General features: G+C 58.2%; 20 protein-coding genes. 14 read left to right on the top strand and 6 right to left on the bottom strand.

Translation table 11 applies throughout. The features are described from left to right. A complete protein-coding gene (locus FJU08_RS18045) occupies nucleotides 1-1,140 on the bottom strand; it encodes an ABC transporter ATP-binding protein (protein WP_141150437.1) in 1,140 nt (379 codons plus the stop codon). Between the two features lie 65 nt (nucleotides 1,141-1,205). Then, nucleotides 1,206-2,288: a polyamine ABC transporter substrate-binding protein gene (locus FJU08_RS18040; RefSeq protein ID WP_141150436.1), complete on the bottom strand. Its 1,083-nt coding sequence runs from the start codon at nucleotides 2,286-2,288 to the stop codon at nucleotides 1,206-1,208. Nucleotides 2,289-2,766: 478 nt separating this feature from the next. Here FJU08_RS18040 and FJU08_RS18035 point away from each other — a divergent pair, with 478 nt between their 5' ends. The 7 genes from FJU08_RS18035 (at nucleotide 2,767) to FJU08_RS18005 (ending at nucleotide 9,016) form a co-directional block, all read left to right on the top strand. Next, nucleotides 2,767-3,666, top strand: a complete 900-nt coding sequence (locus tag FJU08_RS18035) for an ABC transporter substrate-binding protein (RefSeq protein ID WP_141150435.1) — start codon at nucleotides 2,767-2,769, stop codon at nucleotides 3,664-3,666. A 17-nt stretch (nucleotides 3,667-3,683) separates the two neighbouring features. Further along, nucleotides 3,684-4,559, top strand: a complete 876-nt coding sequence (locus FJU08_RS18030) for an amino acid ABC transporter permease (protein WP_141150434.1) — start codon at nucleotides 3,684-3,686, stop codon at nucleotides 4,557-4,559. Between the two features lie 9 nt (nucleotides 4,560-4,568). Next, complete coding sequence (locus FJU08_RS18025) at nucleotides 4,569-5,363, top strand: amino acid ABC transporter ATP-binding protein (RefSeq protein WP_235890809.1); 795 nt, start codon at nucleotides 4,569-4,571, stop codon at nucleotides 5,361-5,363. A 12-nt stretch (nucleotides 5,364-5,375) separates the two neighbouring features. Further along, nucleotides 5,376-6,479, top strand: coding sequence for an L-tyrosine/L-tryptophan isonitrile synthase family protein (locus tag FJU08_RS18020; protein WP_141150432.1), 1,104 nt, complete (start codon nucleotides 5,376-5,378; stop codon nucleotides 6,477-6,479). Beyond that, a complete protein-coding gene (locus FJU08_RS18015; protein WP_141150431.1) occupies nucleotides 6,476-7,351 on the top strand; it encodes an ROK family protein in 876 nt (291 codons plus the stop codon). Before FJU08_RS18020 ends, FJU08_RS18015 begins: the two co-directional genes overlap by 4 nt. Beyond that, nucleotides 7,351-8,130 carry a FadR/GntR family transcriptional regulator gene (locus FJU08_RS18010; protein ID WP_141150430.1) on the top strand — a complete coding sequence of 260 codons (780 nt, stop codon included), beginning with the start codon at nucleotides 7,351-7,353 and terminating at the stop codon, nucleotides 8,128-8,130. Before FJU08_RS18015 ends, FJU08_RS18010 begins: the two co-directional genes overlap by 1 nt. 124 nt (nucleotides 8,131-8,254) lie before the next feature. Further along, nucleotides 8,255-9,016 (top strand): 6-phosphogluconolactonase, encoded by a 762-nt coding sequence (locus FJU08_RS18005; RefSeq protein WP_141150429.1) that lies wholly within the window; start codon nucleotides 8,255-8,257, stop codon nucleotides 9,014-9,016. Between the two features lie 647 nt (nucleotides 9,017-9,663). Here FJU08_RS18005 and FJU08_RS18000 read toward each other — a convergent pair. Genes FJU08_RS18000 through trxB form a run of 3 tightly spaced genes read right to left on the bottom strand, consistent with a single transcriptional unit; the run spans nucleotide 9,664 to nucleotide 11,418 of the window. Further along, nucleotides 9,664-10,095 carry an OsmC family protein gene (locus tag FJU08_RS18000; RefSeq protein WP_141150428.1) on the bottom strand — a complete coding sequence of 144 codons (432 nt, stop codon included), beginning with the start codon at nucleotides 10,093-10,095 and terminating at the stop codon, nucleotides 9,664-9,666. Between the two features lie 12 nt (nucleotides 10,096-10,107). Beyond that, nucleotides 10,108-10,431, bottom strand: a complete 324-nt coding sequence (locus FJU08_RS17995) for a thioredoxin family protein (protein ID WP_141150427.1) — start codon at nucleotides 10,429-10,431, stop codon at nucleotides 10,108-10,110. 27 nt (nucleotides 10,432-10,458) lie between these two features. Further along, nucleotides 10,459-11,418, bottom strand: coding sequence for a thioredoxin-disulfide reductase (trxB, locus tag FJU08_RS17990; RefSeq protein WP_141150479.1), 960 nt, complete (start codon nucleotides 11,416-11,418; stop codon nucleotides 10,459-10,461). A gap of 201 nt (nucleotides 11,419-11,619) precedes the next feature. On the opposite strand from trxB, the gene FJU08_RS17985 reads away from it, so the two are divergent. From FJU08_RS17985 to FJU08_RS17970, 4 genes are all read left to right on the top strand, one after another. Further along, complete coding sequence (locus FJU08_RS17985; protein WP_141150426.1) at nucleotides 11,620-12,273, top strand: ArsR/SmtB family transcription factor; 654 nt, start codon at nucleotides 11,620-11,622, stop codon at nucleotides 12,271-12,273. 239 nt (nucleotides 12,274-12,512) lie between these two features. After that, nucleotides 12,513-13,004, top strand: coding sequence for a DUF2938 family protein (locus tag FJU08_RS17980; RefSeq protein ID WP_141150425.1), 492 nt, complete (start codon nucleotides 12,513-12,515; stop codon nucleotides 13,002-13,004). Nucleotides 13,005-13,263: 259 nt separating this feature from the next. After that, nucleotides 13,264-13,941, top strand: coding sequence for a DsbA family protein (locus tag FJU08_RS17975; protein WP_141150424.1), 678 nt, complete (start codon nucleotides 13,264-13,266; stop codon nucleotides 13,939-13,941). Nucleotides 13,942-14,018: 77 nt separating this feature from the next. After that, on the top strand, nucleotides 14,019-14,957 hold the full coding sequence (locus FJU08_RS17970) for a LysR family transcriptional regulator (RefSeq protein ID WP_328592422.1): 939 nt from the start codon (nucleotides 14,019-14,021) through the stop codon (nucleotides 14,955-14,957). Between the two features lie 239 nt (nucleotides 14,958-15,196). Here the strand turns inward: FJU08_RS17970 and FJU08_RS17965 are convergent, their stop codons facing one another. Further along, the gene (locus FJU08_RS17965) at nucleotides 15,197-16,414 is read right to left on the bottom strand and encodes an MFS transporter (protein ID WP_141150422.1); all 1,218 of its coding nucleotides are present in this window, start codon (nucleotides 16,412-16,414) and stop codon (nucleotides 15,197-15,199) included. Nucleotides 16,415-17,011: 597 nt separating this feature from the next. Here FJU08_RS17965 and FJU08_RS17960 point away from each other — a divergent pair. The 3 genes from FJU08_RS17960 to FJU08_RS17950 all read left to right on the top strand — a co-directional run bounded on the left by FJU08_RS17960 (nucleotide 17,012) and on the right by FJU08_RS17950 (nucleotide 21,046). Further along, nucleotides 17,012-17,956 carry a helix-turn-helix domain-containing protein gene (locus tag FJU08_RS17960; RefSeq protein ID WP_235890794.1) on the top strand — a complete coding sequence of 315 codons (945 nt, stop codon included), beginning with the start codon at nucleotides 17,012-17,014 and terminating at the stop codon, nucleotides 17,954-17,956. Between the two features lie 111 nt (nucleotides 17,957-18,067). Beyond that, nucleotides 18,068-19,603 carry a DUF1254 domain-containing protein gene (locus FJU08_RS17955; RefSeq protein ID WP_141150421.1) on the top strand — a complete coding sequence of 512 codons (1,536 nt, stop codon included), beginning with the start codon at nucleotides 18,068-18,070 and terminating at the stop codon, nucleotides 19,601-19,603. Between the two features lie 57 nt (nucleotides 19,604-19,660). Further along, entirely contained in the window at nucleotides 19,661-21,046 is a 1,386-nt protein-coding gene (locus FJU08_RS17950; protein ID WP_141150420.1) for a DUF1254 domain-containing protein, read from the top strand. Nucleotides 21,047-21,257: the final 211 nt, after the last annotated feature.

Here is a 21,257-nt window from a genome sequence, read left to right as displayed (position 1 = left end):
CTATCGCGTCAGCACGATGCCGGCGGTGTCTGTCCAGCTGAGCCAGACTTCGTCTTCCCAGGTGAAGTCGCGTCGCGACAGGCGCCTGGCATTGGTCATCTGTGCCGAAACCATCTGCCCGCTTTCCAGCGCAACGTGATAGGTCGACAGATTGCCGATATAGGCGATATCGACGACGCGGCCGCGGGCATGATTGGCGCGCTGATGATCGGGTTCGGCGGCGACCATGATCTTTTCCGGCCGGATCGCATAGAACACGCGCTGACCCTGCGTGAGCTGTTCGTTCATGCGGGCATGGATCGGAACTGCACCTTCGGCGAAATGAATGTCGACCTTGCCGTCGGGACCGGGATCGGCATTGCCTTCGAAGATATTCACGTCACCGATGAAATCCGCGACATAGACGGTTTCGGGGGCTTCATAGATGCCGGCCGGGGTTGAAACCTGAACGAGCCTGCCCTCATTCATCACGGCAACGCGCGAGGCCACGGTCATCGCCTCTTCCTGATCATGGGTCACGATGATGAAGGTGGTTCCTGTGCGTTCCTGGATATCCATCAGTTCGAACTGGGTCTCCTGGCGCAGCTTCTTGTCGAGCGCGCCAAGCGGCTCATCCAGCAGCAGCAGTTTCGGCGCCTTGGCGAGCGCCCGTGCCAGCGCCACGCGCTGGCGTTGCCCGCCCGAAATCTGATGTGGTTTGCGGCGGGCAAATTTCTCCAGACGTGTCAGGCGCAGCATTTCATTGACCCGCGCCTCGATCCGGTCCTTCGGCATGTTCTCGCGCTTGAGACCGAAAGCAATGTTTTCCCAAACACTTAAGTGCGGAAACAACGCATAGCTCTGGAACATCATATTGAACGGGCGGCGGTTCGGGGGAAGGGGGGTTATATCCTGTCCGGCAAACAGGATCAGGCCTGCGGTCGGGGCCTCGAAGCCGGCAATCATCCGCATCAGCGTTGTCTTTCCGCAGCCGGAGGGGCCGAGCAGGGCAAAGAATTCCCGCTCATAGATATCAAGGGTGAGATCCTCGATCGCGGTGAAAATGCCGAAACTCTTGCTGATATTTCGCGCGCGGATCAGCGGCGTGGCCTCTTTGTCTTGCCACGGGGCGAATATGGGGCGCGGTTTGGTCTGAGCCATCTGGACCTCTTATGGCTGCGTTCGGGACGAAGGCCCCCGCCAAGGGCAGGGGCCGACGATCATGCTCACGTGCCGGATTTCAGCTGGGTCCACAGCCGGGTCGCGCTGCGCTGCACTTTCGCATCATAGGGCGTGGTGATGAACAGCCGCTGCATGACCTCTTCCGGCGGATAGATCGACGGGTCATCGAGAATATCCTTGTCGACATAGGCCTGCGCGGCGAGGTTGCCATTGGCATAGAAGACATAATTGGTGGATTTGGCGATGTTCTGCGGATCCATCATGAAATTGATGAAAGCGAGAGCCCCTGCCGGGTTTGGTGCGTCGGCGGGGATCGCCATCTCGTCAAACCACATCGCCGCCCCTTCCTTGGGGATATGATATTCGACGGATACGCCATTATCGGCCTCGTCTGCCTGATCGGCTGCCTGCAATATGTCGCCGGACCAGCCGAAGGCGACACAGATATTTCCGTTCGCCAGCTCGTTGATGTAATCGGAGCTGTCGAATTTGCCGACATAGGGGCGAACCGTGTCGAGCAGCTCTTCGGCCGCCGCGAGATCTGCCGGGTCATGGCTGTCAGGATCCTTGCCCAGATATTCCAGCGCTGCCGGGAACATCTCCTTGGGCGCGTCGAGGAAGCTCACGCCGCATGTGGCAAGCTTTGACATGTTGTCCGGATCAAAGACCAGTGCGAGACTGTCGACCGGAGCGTCTTCACCAAGAACGTCCCTGACCTTCTCGGGATTGACGCCGATCCCGGTGGTTCCCCACATATAATTGACAGAATAGGCATTGTCCGGATCGAAGATTGCGGCGCGCTTCTCGATTTCGGGCCACATATTCTTCAGGTTTGGCAGGCTTGATTTGTCGAGTTTCTGAAAGACGCCAGCCTTGATCTGACGCTGTAAAAACTCGCCGGACGGCACGACGACGTCGTAGCCGGAATGGCCTGCGAGCAGCTTGGTTTCCAGCAATTCATTGCTGTCGAACACGTCATATACGACATGAATCCCGGTCTCCTGCTCAAAGGTCTCGAGCAGATCGGGGTCGATATAGTCCGACCAGTTATAGACATGGATTTCTTCCGCTGCGGCGGCATGGGTGGCCAATATGCCTGCGGCAAGGGTCACGAATACTGTCTTCATGTGTGGGTATCTCGCTGCTGTTCCGTTTTTTTCATCTTGATCAAATGATTCTGCGGCTTGCAACATGCAAACTCAAAGTAACGCAAATAACTGCTGATATCGACTTCGGGCGGTCCTTAAAATGGAGCGCCGGCTGCAAAGTTTAAACGGCGCTGGCAATACCAAACCACTGCGCCGCGGAAGATGGTGTAGCCGGAAATCCGGCACATACTCGTCTGACGCAATCCGAATGTCGGTGAAAGACAATGCGGTTGGCTCTTCGCGGTAGCAACCCATCCTTCGTCTTGAAAAAGCGCGCCCCTCGTCGGCGGTGCGTCTAGACGTTGATCCGTCCAAATCGAAAAGCACTCGCGCTGTCCGGCCTTTTCCAGGGTGATGACGTGCCTTTCAAAAATTCAAAAGGAAACTCTATTGCCATTTAAAGGGAAAACGAGTATCCCTTTGACAGTCGTCAATAACACACACAGGGGAACGACCTATGACCTGCTCCAAAATCACAGCCTATCTGAGTGCCGCGCTTTGCGGTGTTGCCTTGGCCGGGCTGGCCGAGCGCGCTGCCGCACAATCGCTTGAAGTCACGCCGAAGATGGCGGCCGAAACCGGATGGACAGAGATGCTGCCATCCGATGTCAAGGAAAAGGGCGCGCTTGCCGCGGCCACCACGGATGGCAACGCGCCTTGGTCCTTCGTCGATGAGGCGACCGGCAAAGCGGTCGGCGTGGACGTCGATATCATGAACGAGGCTGCCAAGCGCCTCGGCCTCACCATTGACTGGAGCGTTATCCAGTTCACCGCCGGCATTCCCGGCGTGCAGTCGGGCCGCTATGATTTTTATGTCAGCGCCATGGCGGACACCAAGGCCCGCGAAGAGGTTGTGAATTTCATCGACTATTCGCAGGAAGGTTCCGGCGTCATCGTCAAGAAGGGCAACCCTCTGGATATCAAGACGATGGAGGATCTTTGCGGCAAGAAGGTCGCAATCGTCACCGGGTCGCTGTTTCCTGCCATCATCGATGATCTGAACAAGAAATGCGAAACGCCTGTCGCTTTGACGGAGACGGCTGATCAGTCCGGTCCGTATCTGGCCGTTGCCAGCGGTCAGGCCGATGCGACCATGAATACCTATGGCGTCTCGAACTATACGCTTCACACCGCCACAGAGGGTATCCAGACCCAGCTTGAACTTTCGCCTGTTCCGCGCTTTGCTCCTGCCAATCAAGGCATTGCCTTTGCCAAGGACAAGACGGACATGATGGCGGCGCTGGCCGGAGCCATGCAGGCGATGGCCGAGGACGGCAGCTACCAGAAGATCATGGACAAGTGGAGCGTCGGCGACGGCGGGCTTGATCCGATCACGCTCAATGATGCGCTGTTCTGATCGGCGGGCATGTTCGCATGACACATGAGATCATATCTCATCCCACACTGGAGACCGGCCTGCATATTCATCGCAGGTCGGGACCTCTGATCCGCAACATCATCTTCGCCCTCATCGCCGTTGCTGTCGTATGTGTCGCGGCCTGGATCGTTCTTGGCAGTGGCCAGATCCGCTGGAATGTCGTGGCTGACTATATGGTTTCGGATGTGGTTCTGAAGGGCGTTCGCACGACCCTGGTGCTGACCGTCGTATCCTTCGTTGGCTCGCTCGTCCTTGGCACATTGCTCGCCGCCATGCGGATCTCGCGCAATCCGGTGCTTGAGGTGATCGCCTCGGTCTATATCTGGTTTTTCCGCGGGACGCCGCTGCTGGTGCAGATCGTTTTCTGGTTCAATCTCGGGCTTTTCCTTCCCAAGATCGAGATCGCTGGTCACGCGATTGCCACCAACAGCCTGATCAACCCGACGACGGCGGCGCTTCTTGGCCTGTTTCTGAATGTCTCGGCCTTCATGTGCGAGATCATTCGCGGCGGCCTGATCTCTGTCGATCCCGGCCAGACCGAGGCGGCGCTTTCGATCGGCATGACGCCGGGGCACGCGCTGATGAAAATCGTGCTGCCACAGGCCGTCCGGGTGATTATTCCAACGGCCGGAAATCTCGCCATCGACCTCTTGAAGTCCACGTCGCTCGTCTATGTCATCGGCACGCGGGAAATCCTCGGAACGACGCAAAGCATCGCCGCTCAGACCTTCTACGTGATCGAAATGCTGATGGTGGCGTCCATCTGGTACTTGATCCTCGTGTCGATCGCCTCGCTTGGCCAGGCCTGGCTGGAGAAGCGGCTGGCGCGCAGTGCCAGCACGAAGCGCCGGACCGTGACGGCAGAGAAATAGGAGATGAACATGGTTCACGATATGCCCGCTTCAGGGCAGGCGGACGATGTCATCCGCATTCACGACCTGAAGAAGAATTACGGTCATCTCGAAGTGCTGAAGGGCATTGACCTGACCGTCAAACGCGCCCAGGCGGCCTTTGTCATCGGCCCGTCGGGGTCCGGCAAGAGCACGCTGCTTCGCTGCGTCAACAGCCTTGAAAGCTATGAGGGCGGTCAGCTCTGGGTCGAGGACTATCTCGTCGGCGCGGAGCGGCGTGGAAATCGATTTGTCGAGGCGCATCCGAAAACCACGGCCCGCCGGCGCGGCAGCATCGGCATGGTGTTCCAGCGTTTCAACCTGTTTCCGAACATGACCGCGCTTGAAAATGTCACCGCCGGGCTGCGCATGGTCTTGAAGATGAACCGCGACGAGGCGTTTGAACGCGGCAAGCTGCTGCTGGAACGCGTCGGCCTTGCCAATCGCGCAGATGCCTTTCCGGCGCAGCTATCCGGCGGTCAGCAGCAGCGCGTCGCCATCGCCCGGGCGATTGCTGCCAATCCTTCACTTGTCCTGTTCGACGAGCCGACATCGGCCCTCGATCCGGAACTGGTCGGTGAGGTGCTGGCCGTGATGCGGGATCTGATCCGCGACGGCATGACCATGATGGTCGTGACCCACGAAATCACCTTCGCCGAGGAAGTTGGCGACATGCTCTATTTCATTGATCACGGCCGTGTTGCCGAAGCCGGTGTGCCATCGGACGTGATCCGCAATTCCAAGCATCCGCGCACGACAGAATTCCTGTCGCGGATCCGTCAGTAAAGAAGATTGCCGATGCCCAGCCCCTATATTTACGTCAACGCCGAATTGCCGAAGCGTTTCACGCCGCCGAAGATCGAGAAGAAGACGGTCGCAAAGGCCGAAGCGCTCAATGCCCTGCTGCTTGGCAATGATATCGTCATTACTGCTGCCAGTAACGGCACGACGCAGGAGCGGATCCTGTCGATCTTCGAAGATCCGGAAGTACTGTTCGGCGATCCGTCTTTCATTCCGGCCAATCGTCAGACCTGGCTGCAAAAGATCGGCCACTTTGTCGAGGCCGGCAAGCCGCTTGAATTCGTGTCGATGGCCTTTCCCTACAAGTCGCCCAATCCGCTGAAGACGGACCGCAAGGCGCCGGATCTCGGAGAGGCGTTGATGCTGCGCCGGTTTCAGGCAGTCCTTGACGCCGTTGGCGCTGTCTATGCGCCGGGCGCCCGCCTGACGATCCTTGAAGAAGGCATTCTCGGCCGCTGCCAGGGCGTGCCGCCCGAGGATATTGCTGCCTACCGTGCCGGTATTGCAGCGAGCGTTGCAGTGTCCGGTGTCGATCCGCAACGGGTGACGTTTCACAGCCTGGATACGATGGTCAGCGATATCCCCAATTTCGAGGCGCGCTGGATCCATGAGCAGGAGCGCTTGCGCGAGCTGCATGCCCAGGGAGAAGCCGGGATCGTCGATGCCTATGCCACGACGGTGAAGGCATCGCGCACATCGGTTCCGACACAGGATTACGAGCCGGAGCTGCTGGCCGCCGCCTATGATCCGGATCAGACGGAATCGGCGCTGCGCTATGTCCGTGACTATATCGAAAAGGTCGCGCACCGGCAGGTCTTTGCCTATCGCGCCATCATCAATCTCAGGGACTCGACGGGCTATCTGCATAATCTCAGACCCAATGCGCTGAAGCTGACCGTCTCGCCGAAACCCGAAAATCTGGCGGTGACGCCGGTCAATAGCTGGTCGAAGATCCTGCCTTATCATGGTGTGCCGGTGCTTGGCGCCGACGGGCGCTGGACGATCCGTTATCTCGGCGGCATGGAGAACATGGCTCTGGAGGCGCTTCATCTTGACGGCGAAGCCGATCCGGCGCCGATCGGCTATCGGGTGCTTGGATGACAGTGGATTTCTGCGTGGATATTGGTGGCACCAAGATCCAGTATTGTCTCATTGACGAAGATAACCATGTCCTGCCGCTCGGGCGCACGCCAACGGCGCTGATGCGGCGCGGCACCAAGGCTTTCGCTCAGGACCTGGCATCGCTGATCGAGGCTGTCTGTCCGCCGGGTGTCGCAAGGGTCGGGGTTTCCCTCAACGGAATTCTCGACCGGGGGCATGTGGTCTATTCCTCACTGATGGGCGGCCTTGTCGACTTTCCGTTGCAGGCCTATCTGGCCGAACGACTGAAGAAGACAGTTCACGCCGATGATGATCTTCATGCCATGGGTATCGCCGAAGCGCGCCTCGTTGAGGCATCGCGCGACAGGCCTGTGGCATTGCTCAACATCGGCACGGGGATCGGGATCGGCTTTTATGATGGGGCGGTGCTGCGTGGCAGCTATGCGGCAGGCCTGATTTCCGAACAGCCGGTCTATGTCGAGGAACTGGGCGAATATCGCTCGCTGGATCGCACGGTGTGCGGGCGCGGCATGCGGGAAATATACGAAAAACTTTGTGAAGATCGTGCGGAAGCCGTAACAATCTTTGCGCGTGCGCGGCTAGGAGAGGCGGCGGCACAGAAAACGGTGCGCATCTTTGCGCGCTATCTCGGGGAAACCATGCAGATGATCTCGCGATTCTACCATCCGGAGAGAATTGCCATCAACGGTTCGATCAAGCATGCGGCGTCGGATTTTCTCGGCCCGGCAAGCGATGTCTACCATGATGGCCTTTCAAAGCCGTTTGTCGCCGAGATCGCGATTTCACCTCTCGATCATGCCGCAGAGCGCGGTGTGATCCTGGGGCTTAAGGAGAGGGAAGAGGCGTTTTGATGCGACCCAGTCAGTCGGGAGCCAAACCGTTCGGAAAAGACAGTTCCGGCGCGTTCAAGCCAATCACCGTACACCGGACATTCCAGACCATCATCGAGCGCATTGTCGATGCCATCGATGCTGAAGGGCTGGTTCAGGGCGATCGCCTGCCGAATGAAAAAGATATGGCCGAGATGCTTCAGGTCTCGCGCCCGACGCTGCGCCAGGCGCTGCGGGTTCTCGAAAATTCCGGCGTGCTGCTGATCCGTCCAGGGCAGGCCGGCGGCATTTTCGTTGCCTCGGAAATGATCCCTGCCGAAGTGCTGGGACAGAAGATTGCACTGGAGGCCGATCATGTTGCCGAACTGATCACGGCGCGCCGGATGATTGAGCCGATCGTCTATCATATGGCTGCGGAAAATGCCTCCGATCGCGAGCTGGACCAGATCGCCGATACGATCGTGCTGATGCAGAAGCATATTGATCAGCCGAATATTGTGCTGCAGGCCGATGGCATGTTTCACCGCCGTATCGCTCATGCAACGGGCAATCAGGTGCTGCGACGGACGATGAACGGCATCTATCGCGAGCTCAACCCGCTTCGCGGTGCGCTCAGCCAGACCGAGGATCGGGCGCAGCATATGATCGAAGTGCATACACGGCAGTTGCAGGCGATCCGGCAGAAGGATCATTGTCTCATCGACCGTTTTCTCGAGGAAACCTTCGTCGACCTCGAAATCGAGTTCAATGTGACCTTCCCCTTCGGCGTTCGCTATGCGCCGAGGCAAGAACGGGGCTGACGCCTCAATAGCCAGAGACTGAAGAACAAGTCTTCACGCAATTCAGCCGGCGGTGATGCCGCAGGCTGAAAAGGACCGGTCGTGTCTTTTCGGCGACCAGCAATGACTACTGAAAGGAAGAAAAATGGAACATCTGAAATATGGAGAGCTTGAGGTTCTGGTCGGTTCAACCGACCAGGAGCAGGGTGAAGCGGCCGCAGAAGCGCTGGCAACCACCATCAAGGCGGAACTCGCCAAGAAGGACGAAATCTGCATCATCATGGCGCTCGGCGCTGCCCAGCCTCAGTTTTTCACGGCCATCAAGGCGCGCAATGATATCGAATGGAGCAAGATCACCGTTCTGCATGTCGATACCTATATGGGTGTTCATGAGAGCCAGGAGGAAAGCGGTGCGTCGCGTATGCGTAAGCATCTGCTGAACGAGGTGAAGCCGAAGGCCTTCTATCCGATGAATGGTGCAGCTCCCTCTCTGGAAGATGAGCTTGCCCGCTATACCAAGATCTACAACGATCACCAGCCCGTGCTCTGCGTTGTCGGTATTGGTGAAAGCGGGCATCTGGCCTTCAATGACCCGCCGGCAGATTTTGATACCAAGGACGTGATCCGTGTTGTTGCCCTTGATCCGACGACCCGTGGGCAGGTGTTCAAGAACGGTATCTTCAAAACCATGGATGCGGTTCCGAAATATGGCCTGTCACTGACCATGCATGCGCTCCTGAAACCGGGCCGGGTGCTGGCGCTGGTTCATGAAAAGGACAAGGCGCCGGTGATCAAGACGGCGCTTGAGGGGCCGGTTACCTTCATGTGCCCGGCTTCACTGCTGAAGAAGACGCCGCAGGCAACGCTTTACCTCAATCAGGATGCGGCCTCGCTCCTCGATCGCTGAGACCTTTGTGGCTCCGAACGGAGCCTGCATGAAAACTGAAAGCGCGGGGGAGAGCCCTTGCGCCTTTCAATGGCGGTGCGGGCGCGGCGTCTCGGAACATGCGGTGAGGAACGCTGCCGGCGCGGCGGGTGGCGGGTTCATATCCCTTCATGATCTCTGCTGAATGTGCGTGCCGGCCGGCGTCTCCGGAATTTTCAGTCAAACAGCAGCAGAGCCGCCCTCGTAAAGGCGGCTCTGTCATTGTCTTCACCGATATGTGGGATGGCCTGTTTTTTCGATATGCAGATAATGAATTTCTGACAAATGCGAATAAATCGATCGAGATTAAAGTGCGCACCGTTTACAATATGGGGCTGCGTAAGACGTATAGATTAAGAGGCATGTCGAGTTCGATCGAAGATCACATCTGTTTCGTCTTGAAACAGTGTTCACGCCCCTAAAATGGAAATGACACTCTGTGCTGCTTGATCGCGTGGAATGCATCATCTTCCAGCTCTAGCTGGCGGATCCGTTTTGCGATGCGGCGGGATGGACCGGCGGCGGGACCCCAATGCCGTGATCGCGGCCCCGCCTGAGCTTTTCAAGAATGGAGATGAGGTGCCGGATGATTGATGCGCCGATAGATGATTTGACGCGTCGAGCGCCAATCAGGGCGCGATCGAAATATTCGCCTTGGCATGGATCGAAACGCCCGCCTTGCGTGCCAGATTGCCGACGGCGCATATCTTGTCCGCAGTCTCGACTGCGCGCTCAGCTGCTGCGATATCACTTTCGCTTGCGGTATTTTTCAACTGAAGAACTGCCGTATGTTCAATCGAGAAGGCTTCGTCGGTGGCGACCGCTGATGTCTCCACGGCAAGTGTTTCCACGGGGATTTTCTTGCTGGCCGTGATGGCGCGCAGGGTCGCAGTGAAGCATGCCAGCGTGGAAGCCGTGTAGAGCTGTTTCGGATCGGCGCCCGCGCCGCTGCCGCCAAGATCTGCCGGAATGCCGATGGTGACATCCCAGCCGTCGCCGGAAATCTTGCCCTGACCCTTGAAATCACCCTGCCATGCAGCGGTCAGTTTCATCTCTGCCATTGTCTTGTCCTTTCAGGCTGCTGCCTTGATTGCCGTGGTATAGCGTTCCTTCGGATTGAGCCCGACAACGCCTTGAACCGGCTTGCCATCCTTGAATATGATCACTGTTGGAACGGAGCGGATGCCAAAGGCGCCGGCGATTTCAGGCGCGACATCGATGTCGACTTCTGCAAAGGCGGCATCATCCTTCAGTTCTGTCGCAACATCGTTGTAGATCGGTTCCAGGGCGATGCAGGGCCTGCACCAGGTTGCCCAGAAACGAAGCACCTTCACCGAGCCGGTGCCTTCCATGAAGCTGTTGAAGTTATTGCTGTCGAGTTTGGTAACGTTGGACATGAATTTCTCCTTGGTGTTTCGGTATTGTCACGCAGCGCGTTGATCGGGCAGGCCGGCAAGATATTGCTCGGCCTCAAGGGCTGCCACGCATCCCTGGCCTGCCGCTGTTACCGCCTGGCGAAACCGGTCGTCGGCGACGTCGCCAGCGGCAAAGACGCCCGGTATCGTGGTCGCTGTGCTGTCGGGAGCGGTGCTGATATAGCCGCCCGGTTTCAGTGCCAGCTGACCGGCGAAGAGAGCGGTTGCCGGGCTGTGGCCGATGGCAATGAAGACGCCATCGGTGGCGATCTCTTTCAGATCGCCGCTGCGGGTATCGCGAAGCTGGATGCCGGTGACGATCCGAGGCGTCTCAGTCCCGGTGATCTCGGCAATTTCTGCGTTCCAGATCACCTCGATCTTCGGGTGGGCAAAAAGACGTTGCTGCATGACTTTCTCGGCGCGCAGACTGTCGCGGCGATGAACCAGGATCACCCGGCCAGCGATGCCTGCAAGAAACAGCGCTTCTTCGACGGCGGTATTGCCTCCGCCCACGACCACCACTGTCCGTCCCCGGTAGAAGAAGCCGTCACATGTGGCGCAGGCAGAAACGCCACCGCCCTGGTAAAGGGTTTCAGATGGCAGGCCCAGCCAGCGCGCCCTGGCGCCGGTGGCAATGATCAGGGCAGAGGCGGAATATTCAGCGCCGCTGTCACAGTGGAGCCGGAGCCCCACATCAAGCTCAGCCCTGGTAACAAGGTCCGAGACGATCTCTGTTCCCATTCTGAGTGCCTGATCGCGCATCTGCTCAACGAGCCATGGCCCCTGAATGGCGTCGGCGAAACCGGGATAGTTTTCAACATCCGTGGTGATGGTGAGCTGACCGCCCGGTTCCAGTCCCGTCAGGAGCAAAGGAGACAGCCCTGCGCGCGCGGCGTAGATGGCAGCGGTGTAGCCGGCCGGACCGGCGCCGATAATGATAAGCTTTCTGTGCATGACCTTGCCGTTCATTGTGCTAAAGGTCATATATGCTCTTGATAGAGTGGTTTAAGTTCTATTTCTGTATCAATATATATTCTGAGATGGAATTAATTTGTCTGTCATGCCCTGCCGATCCGATCCAGACGGGCGCTATACGCAACCCGAAAGGCGAACCTGATGTTTCCGGGCGGGACGGGAGATCAAGACATCGAGAGAACAGCGGCAGAGCAGATGAGCGACTTCAATCTGAAATTCTATCAGGACCTGAGTGAACACGCCAAAGCCCTTGCAAATGCGCACAGGTTGCTCTTGCTGGATCATCTCGGTCAGGGAGAACGCGCTGTTGAACGTCTGGCCGAGATCTCTGGACTGTCCGTTGCCAATACATCGCAGCATCTGCAGCAATTGCGCCGAAGCGGTTTCGTCCAGTCACGCAGGGATGGCAAAAACGTATTGTATCGTCTGGCCGAGGGGCCCGTGATGGATGTTATTCAGGCATTGCGACATTATGCAGCCTTTCAGCGCGGGCTTCAGGATGACCTTCGCCAGGACAGTATTGCCTCCCCTGACACACTGGAGGCAATTTCCCGCGACGCACTGCTCGAACTCCTGAGCACAGGCGGCGTGACGCTTCTCGATGTCCGTCCGGAAGAAGAATTCCGTCTCGGACACCTGCCGGGGGCGACGAACATTCCGGTGAGGGATCTTGCGCATCGTATCGCTGAACTGGACACCGGACGGCAGGTGATTGCCTATTGCCGCGGCCCTTACTGTGTCCTGTCCTCCCAGGCAGCAATGCTGCTTGCCAGGCAAGGCTTTCATGTTCGACGGTTTCCAGATGGTGTCGCCGAGTGGCAGGCCGCTGGGTTGCCAACGGAAGAATAGTAGTTCTGTTTCTTTTACTTATTGGTTGCCGGCGCAGGCGTGGCGCTTCAATCCAGCGACGCCACAAGAACCTGCGGAACTGTAGGTTGCCAAATGGCTCTTGCGATATGTTCAATCATTCAATAGAAACATTGAATGATTGAATTATGGCGGTTTTGACGATGCCCGGTCGCAAAGGCCGAAAGCAGGAAGATCTGCCTGTCGGCAAAGCCTGAACAAAGTAGAGGACAGTAACGAGAATGAGTGATGTAATCCTCTTTTCACTGGTTGTCGGAATTGGCGCGACGATCGCGCTTGATATCTGGGTCATGATCGTCAAGTGGGTGACCGGAATCCTGCCGACCAATTGGGGCGTTGTCGCCCGCTGGCTGATTGGACTGACCCAGGGGCAATTCATCCTGAACGGCGCCGACACCACGCCGCCCGGTGCGGGCCAGCGCGCCCTAGGCTGGGCTTTTCATTATGTCATCGGCATCAGTTACGCTGTTTTGCTTCTGCTGTTCTGGGGCGCCGGCTTCATTCAGAACCCGACTGTCTGGCCTGTCGTTATTATCGGCTTTCTCGCCAGCACGCTGGCAGGCATGTTTATTCTCTTTCCCGGTCTCGGGGCTGGCGTCATGGCGCATAAGCTCCCCAACCAGGCTGTCATGCTGCTCTATCTCGTTGTGGCCCATGCTATCTTCGCGGCGGCGCAATATGGCCTGGCCTGCTGGGTTGCCAGCGGTCTCTAGGACAGTGCTGACATCCGCTTCAGCATCGACGAGAGGGTCTTATCGCTTGCCACATGTCGGCTCGCCGCAACGGCGACCCTCTCTTGGACAGCTTCAATCTGTCACGGTTGCCAACCCGTCATTTAATAAGATAGCTGAATGACGGGTTGGCAATCGCTTTCAAAGCCATCAGCCATGGTCTGGACTCCTTGGTATTGCTTTGGCGCTTTTCCTTTGCTCCTGGCTCAGATCAATTTCAGCGATCAGCTAAGTGATCGCGATGAAAGTACCAGCAATGACCACCACTCACGGCAGCTTCAACGTTCTTGCCAAACACCGGTTTCTTGCGATCCTGACTGCGCTGGGGCTGATGGCCTTGGCATCATCGGCTATTGCCGGTGACATCGATCTTTCCGTCGCCGCTGGCCGGGCCGATCGGCCCGAGGGAAATGGCATCGCCAAGGTCACGCTGATCGAATATTCGTCTCCCACCTGCAGCCATTGCGTCGCGTACCGGACGACTGTGGCACCGCGCATCAACGAAGAGTTCGTTAAGACCGGGAAAATCCGCTATCTGTTTCGGCCCTTCGTCCGCAACAATGTCGACATGGCGATTTTCATGCTGGCTGAAGGACAGAGCGCAGAGAATTACGATCAGTTCGTCGCCTCTTTCTATGCGCATTATGACGATCTGATCAATGCTCAGGATCTTGGACAGACATTGAGATCCATTGCGGCGGAAAACGGTTTGTCGGATGCGGAATTTGACCGTCTGGTCGCGAATGAGGACACGTTTCAGGCCCTTCGCACCCTGACAGATCAGGCAACCGGCGATTTCGACGTGCAGGGAACACCGTCCTTCTTCATCAATGGAGCGAAAATTGTCGGCGGCATTCCCTATGAGGACATGAAAGCACGTCTGGACGATGCCGTGGCCAAGGCGAATGAAGCGGACTAACCTCCGACCTTCCGCAGGCTGGCGCTGCGCCCGTTGCCGTTGCCGCGCATGACGACTATATTAATTCCAGAACTGAATTGAAAAACATTCCATTCTGGATTTTATGGAGCGCGGATAGGTTGGAAATCAAGGAGCTGCGCTGTTTCATGCGCGTTGCCGAAACGTTGAATTTCAACAGGGCTGCCGAACTGTTGAACATGTCTCAGCCTGTTGTGACCAAGACCGTTGCACAGCTTGAGCACAAGCTTGGCGTGAAGCTTTTCGAGCGCACGACGCGGCGGGTTTCACTGACAGCGTCAGGTGTTGTCCTACGACGCGAGGCCGACGGCTTGCTCAGGCATCTCGATGAAGTGCAGCGGGCCGTGCGACATGCGATTGCGGAAAAAAGCGGTCGCTTCTCCATTGGCGTCACGCCGCTTGCCATGCAGACGGTTTTCCCGCAGGTGATCCGCGGTTTTCGCGTTTCGCATCCCGAGATCGAGGTTTCAATTCGCGAGCTTCCGACGGATGCCCAGTGTCAGGCGTTGCTGGCGGCGGAAATTGATGCCGGCTTTCTGCTGGCACCGGCAAGTGATCCGAAACTTGACGTGCGTGTGATCCATTCGGAGAAAATGCGGTTGGCCGTTCCGACCTGCCATCCACACATGAAGGGGTATGCCGGCGGCCCGTTTCCGCTTTCCGCTTTCGCCAGCGACACTTTTATCATTCCGCCACGCGCACAAAATCCTGGTGTTCATGACGAGATCATTCGCGCCTGCGCCGTCTCGGGATTTCGGCCGAGGGTCAAGGATTGCACGGAGGGGCAGACCTGCCTCTGCCTGGTTGAGGCGGGCATGGGGGTCAGCTTCGTCAGCAATCGGATCGACTGTGCGACCAGCGATGATATGCACATTGTCGATCTGGAAGAACCTGCGCCTGCCCTCAGCGTTGCTCTTGCCTGGCGGCGCGACGATCCTTCCCCCCTGCTTGAGACCCTTCGCGCATTGGCAATGAATGCAGAAAAGGCGGCCGCATAAGGACCGCCCAGGCTGTTGACAAAGCTTTCCAATCCCCGCTGGCGTCATATCTGTGCTTGACACAGATATCCAGCCGCCGTGCGTCTGCACGGCGGAAGACTCTTTTAGTCCAATGCCTTGAAGAACCTGGATCCCCGTGCCGAGCACGGGGATGACGGCGGAGGGGGCGGCTGTTCCACCCCAAGCAAATGACCTTGTCAGCAGTCTGAAGAGGCCGCATAAGGACCGCCCCTTCGTTTTCAGGCGGTTGCGAAATCGTCGGGGCATTCGCCGCCATTGCCATCACGCAGGCGGGCACAATGGCGTCTGTCGATACCGGCGCTGACAAGTGCCAGCAGCAGTCCGGCGAGAACGACAATACCTGCTACCGGGCCAGTCATTGCCAGTCCCAAGTGATTGACGACGATGCCGCCACCGCCGGCACCAAGGGCGATGCCAAGATTGAACGCCGATATATTCATGCTTGACGTCGCATTGACGGCGCGCGGCGCAATCAGCGCCGCCTGTCTGACGGCATAAAGCTGCAGGATCGAAACAGAACCGAAAGCGACAATGCCCCAAAGGATGACGAGAGGTGTGACCGTCCAAAGATTGCCTGAAAGTGGGATGAGGGCCAGGAGAGCAACAGCCATGATGGCATAGATGCCGAGCAGAACCGGCATAGCGCCCGCTCTGTCAGCAATCCGCGCGCAGATCAGATTGCCGATCGCCACGGCGACACCGTAGAAAAACAGCAAGGTTCCGATGCCGTTTGGCGTCATGCCCGTGAAGGTCTCCAGGATCGGAGACAGATAGGTAAAGGCGACGAAGGAACCGCCATAGCCGACGCAGGTGATAGCGAAAAGCAGCGCCAGACGTGGTTTGAAAACCACGGATAGCTGCTCTCCAAATGAAGCAGGGACGGGGCGCTCCAGATTTGATGGCAGCAATGCGATGAGGGCGATGAAGGATAACAGTCCAATCCCGGTGACAGCAAAGAAAGTCGCACGCCATCCAAATGCGTTGGCGATGAACGCGCCGGCGGGAACACCGGAAATCAGCGCCAGCGTGATGCCCGTGAACATGGTCGCGATGGCTTGGCCTGCCTTGTCCTTGGGCACGAGCTGCGCCGCGACCACGGTTGCGATCGAATAGAAGACCCCTTGAACAATACCGGAGAGGATCCGCCCGAAAAGCAGAATTGAAAAGTTTGGTGCCAGCGCCGAGACCAGGTTTGCTGCCATAAACAGTCCCATCAGGGCCAGTACCAGCTTCTTGCGGTCGATGCGGCCGGTAAGCGCCGTCAGCAAGGGGGCAGCGACAGCTACGGCCAGCGCATAAATGCTGACGGTCAGGCCGGCGGTGGCAAGGCTGACATTTGTATCTGTCGCGATTTGAGGCAGAATGCCGACGATGACGAATTCTGCCATGCCAATAGCAAGGGCGGCAGCTGTCAGCGCCCAGACTCCGATAGGCATTGTAGGTTCTCCGATTTGTTGACGCCCGCCGCCACGGCGAGCTTTAAACCGGAGTTCCTATTGCTCATGGCTGTCGATGATAAATTCTAATATGAGATCAATTTTAATAGCGGACCGCTTAAATCCTGCTTGGCTACGCGTGGAGCGGCCTATTCTTGCACGTCAAAAATGACTTGTCGTGAATGAGCATTCATTCCGTGTTTTGGGCTTTAATACCTATTTCACCGCGCAAGGGTTTAGTGCGACCGGTATCGGACAGATCTAACGCCCCGCGAAACGGGCACCGGCAAAGGGCGTTACAGCATAGGAGCCTTTGAGATTGACGGTTCGACACCGACCTCTATTGCTCATCCCGTTGAATGAGAGTAAAAATTCTACCTAGGAGAGTGTTCGGTAGCCGGTCATGCCACTGTAAACGAGCCTCAAAATCAAAGGGAATGCTGCTTTGCGGGCGCTCTTCTGATTAAAGGCAATCGCGTGCCATGCTTGGGCAAATACATAAATCGATGAGAAGCCGGAGGAGAGAGCATTCCAGACCTGAAACCCGGTGGACACGAATCGAGAGAGCCGTCTCGATATGCTGGCGCAACCTGGTCTGTGCTGCAGCTCGCGCGCCTCGAAGATCTCGGAAATGCTGTTTTCGGCGCCGGACTGAAAGCTGTCCAGATGAGCCGTGCTCCGGTTACAGGCAGCCTTGCCTTCATCGAGCGCGACGGAATGGTCATGACCTGCGGGCGCCTTGAGCAGGCCGTATCACTGAGCGGTCCGTTATCCGAAGACCGGGTCACGCTGGGGATCGGTCTGCGGATCTCTCCCGGGTCGTGGCATTGGCACGAGCCCGTCGGCGACGGCAGTGTCGGTGTCTTCCGTCCCGGCGATGAACACGATTCGCTATATCGGGCAGGTTCGCTCTATGCCGCCGTCTCGCTGAGCCAGGAACGCCTGGAAATTGAAGCGGCGGCGCTCGATATGGTTCTCGACGACCGGACGCTGGGCGGGACGCGGTTTCGAACCGAAAGGATAGATCCACGCCATCTGGCAGGACTTTGCACGCGTCTCGACAGGGTCCATGACGGCGGCACGATCGAGATCGATCCTTCGGCCGAGATCCTGCAGCTGATGATCACCCACTGTGCCCGCAAGCCGAAAACATCGCCGCACCCGTCACGGCCGAACGGCCATGGTCCCATCGTCGGCCGCGCGCGGAGCTATATCTTGGCCAAGCTGCATGAACCGATCAGGGTCGAGGAGATCGCGGCGGCGGTCGGCACTTCGAAACGAACGCTCTACCGTGCGTTCATGGAGTTCCTGGGCGAGCCGCCGAACACCTATGTCCGGCGGCTGCGGCTGCATCGCATCCGGCATGATCTCGCCTCGGAGACCGAAGCCGCCTGTTCGATTGCCCTGATCGCGAACCAGTGGGGGATCGGAGAGCCCGGCCGGCTGTCGGGCTGGTACCGTGAGCTGTTCGGTGAGCTGCCTTCGGCCGCTGTTGCGCGCCGTCGCGCCGCTGCTTCTGCAAAATTGGCACGATCTGCATAGACAACCGACGGTTTTTTCCGAGATTGTCTTTCCTTGTCATCCTGTCGGCGTGTCTGGTCCGTCAGGCCGTGCACGGGTGCGAGTATCAACGCGCGACAAGAGGAACGGGTAATGATAGCACGATCACTTCTCGGCAGCGCGGCATTCGCGGTTGCCTTCTTGCTTCAGACGTCGCTGGCGACAGCGCAGACCGACCGTTTCGACGCGCTCGCGAACCTGCCGTTCGAACATAACCGCCCGACAGCGCAGACAGCAGCGACCCTGCGCGACGAGCTGACCTTCCAGCAGGCGACCCAGACCTATTTGTGGGCGATGCCGCTGATCAATACGCTGGGCATGAAGTTTGGGTCGGAAAAAACCTTCGGCGCTGGCTACAATGTTCTGCCGATCTGGAAGGAACGGCTGGATCCCCAGACACTGGTGACCACGCCGAATTCCGATGTGCTTTATGCGATGAGCTATGTCGAGATGGACAAGACCGGACCCATCGTCATGGACGCGCCGCCGGGCCTGCAGGGGATCCTGCTGGACTTCTGGCAGCAGCCGATCCCGGTCGATGGAGGCAAGTATTTTGGTGACGTAGGCCTGCCCGGCCCCGATGCTGGCAAAGGCGGTCATTTCCTCGTCGTGCCGCCGGGTTATGCGGGGGATGTGCCGGATGGCTATTATGTCTACCGATCCAGTACCAACAACCTGTTCATCTTCCTCAGGGCCTTCTATCAGGATCCCGCGAATCTGGAGCCAGCGGTGGAGCTTCTGGAGAAGGTCAAGGTCTACCCTCTGAGCGCAGATGAGGCAGACCGCAAGCCGATGGAGTTCCCCAATGCCTCGGGCGTGCCGGCGAACATGCTGCCGCGATCCGATTTCTCGGCGTTCGAGCAGTTGAAATGGCTGGTGGACACTGAAGGCGAAAATCTCGGCGGGGCGGATGATCTGGGACGGCTGGCCAATATCGGCCTGATCCAGGGTGTGGATTTTGCTCCCGATGACGCGACGAGGTCTATCCTCGATAAGGCGGCTACGGTGGCCTACAAGATGAGCAGGGTTATCGGCCTGTCGGAAGGTGTCGCGGGCAAGTCCTATCTGATCTGGCCAGACAGGCACTACCTGAACCCGGCGAACAACGCCGCCCAACCGGGCCCGGACAAGTCGCTGGACCTTTCATGGACCGACAGAAAGCACGGCTACAGGTCGATCGAGGAGCGGATCTGGTTCTTCACTGACTATTATTCCTGGAGCCCTGGCATGGTGTCTCAGACCCCGGGCAAAGGAGCATTCTACGGTGTTGCTTTCAACGATGCGGATGGCCATCCGCTGGTTGGCGATGCGTCCTACAAGGTGACGTTGCCGCCGGATGTTCCGGCCAAGCTGTTCTGGTCGATGACCCTTTACGAGGCCGAAAACGCATCGGGTCTGGCAACGAAAGCGCGGCGGTTCCCGTCATTGGGGTCGCGTGACAAACCGGCCGTCAATGCCGACGGCACGATCGACCTCTATATTGGTCCCGAGGCACCGCAGGGGCACGAAGCCAACTGGCTGGCCACCGCGCCGGGGCGCGGCTTCTTCGGCATCCTTCGTCTCTATGGCCCCGGCGAAAGCGCTATCGACTATAGCTGGAAGCCGGGTGACTTCGTCAGGCTACAGTAACATGGCATCGCGCCCGCAAAGGCCCGCGATCGACTTTAACGGATACGGAGAAGAGCGTTGTCCCATTTCATGCGCCGCATTGTCCTTGCTGCCGCAGTGCTGCTTGTCGCCGCAGACGTTTCGGCTCAGGACGCGCCGAGCCCAGAGGAACAGGAAGCCTATTCCATTGGCATGCAGGCCTTCATCTACGGTTATCCAATGATCGTCATGGAAAAATCGCATCTCGGCATGACCGCGACCAAGACCGTCGACAGCAGTCGGTTCATGGCGCCGCAGGGCGTCTGGGCCAGCGCGAGCGAGCTGGCCGGGCCGGACATGAAGTATATCCAGTCGACCAATAACGACACGATCTACAGCTGGATCTGGGCGGATCTGAGCGAAGAACCTTATGTCTTTGTCAAGCCAGCGACCGGCGACCGGTTCTATACGACGCAGTTCGTCGACGCTTTCACCAACAACTTCGCCTATGTCAGTACCAGAACCGACGGGCCGGGAAAGAAAACCGTGGCCCTTGTCGGGCCGGGCTTTGCGGGCAAGCTGCCGGATGGCATCGAGCGGCTTGAAGCGCCCACCGACAAGGTCTTCGTGATCCTGCGCTATGGCGTCGACGGTGAAGCCGACATGCCGAACATCAAGGCGCTGCAGGATGCGTCCACATTCATGCCGCTCAGCAACTTCGTGGCCGGGACCAAGCCCTCCGCTGCTCCGGCGCCGGCGAAACCTGACTACTCCGGCGATCTGGCCGATTTCGAATGGATCGGCGACCTGATGGCCGCGAACCGTCCGCCGGCGGACGAGGCCGGCCTGATGGGCATGTTCCGCCGTATCGGGCTGGGACCGGATCACGGCTTCGAGGAAGATAAGCTCAGTGATGAGCAAAAGGCCGGGCTGGCCCGCGCAGCCAGAGACGGGCTGGCAGCGATCGAGGCGGCGGCGAAGGGCACCGGGCATGAAGTCAACGGCTGGCAGATGCCGCCGGTATCGAATGTCTTCTTCGCAAATGACTACATGCTGCGCGCCGTCGTTGCCTGGCAATCGGTGTTTCAGAACACCCCGGACGAAGCCTACTACCCGGCGCTTTATACCGGTTCGAAGGGAGCACAGCTTGACGGCTCGTCAAACAGTTATGTGCTGCGTTTCGAAAAGGGAGATCTGCCGCCGGTCAATGCCTTCTGGTCGATCACGCTTTATGATCTCAAGGACCGCCTGATGGTGGCCAATCCGATCAATCGTTACTCCATCGGCGACCGGACCAAGGGTCTGGTGACGGGCGCGGACGGATCGCTGGAAATCTACATCCAGGCAGGCGATCCCGGCGGTGAAAAATCAGCCAACTGGCTACCCGCGCCGAAGGGCCCATTCTATCTTCTCATGCGGGCCTACCTGCCGAAAAAAGCCATGCTGGACGGCCGCTACCATCCGCCCGCCGCTACGGTGGAGTGATTTCAAAGGTATTTCCGAAGGTAACTTCATCGCTGACAGGTTCCAGCCGGGCATTCTTGAAACCCTCCAAAAGCCTCCGAGACGACACCTCGTGTGATTGCGTGCTTGGATGCTCGGGACAAGCCCGAGCATGACGGCAGGGGGCTGGGGCAGGCTTTGTCAGCAGTCGGAAGGGCCGCAGCAATGCGGCCCTTCCGTTTCGAACATGATT

Source organism: Martelella alba, from assembly GCF_006516955.1.
GTDB lineage: Bacteria > Pseudomonadota > Alphaproteobacteria > Rhizobiales > Rhizobiaceae > Martelella > Martelella alba.
Note: the sequence above shows the minus strand (reverse complement) of the source record. Positions and strands in the feature narration are given on the sequence as shown.